The 265-nt window shown below is 56.6% G+C and carries 1 protein-coding gene; it reads right to left on the bottom strand.

The window, feature by feature from the left end; all coding sequences use genetic code 11:
* Positions 1-265: hypothetical protein (locus ACI77I_RS32315; protein ID WP_407000280.1), on the bottom strand; the 265-nt coding region annotated here is incomplete at both ends.

Below are 265 nucleotides of genomic sequence, written 5' to 3'. Positions count from 1 at the left end.
TCCGACCGGAACGATCACGAGAAACCCGCAGCCGGTTGTCATACGCATCGCTGATCGCCGTCAGCACACCGTCGCGAAAGTGATAAAACCGTGACGCCTGAGCCAGCACCAACTCATCAGGCAGCGACCCTAAGTAAATCGCCGCTTCGGCCAAGCTATTAGTGATTGCTGGTCGAGCAGCAGTAGGCAACGGAAACTCAGTACTGCGATTCTCATGATCCGTCCAAACCACCGAATCACCCGCAACCACCAACCGCTGCGCCAA

The organism is Pseudomonas sp. D47, assembly GCF_045447305.1.
Lineage (GTDB): Bacteria > Pseudomonadota > Gammaproteobacteria > Pseudomonadales > Pseudomonadaceae > Aquipseudomonas.
The sequence above is the reverse complement of the archived record's forward strand: the minus strand, read 5'-3'. Positions and strand labels throughout refer to the sequence as shown.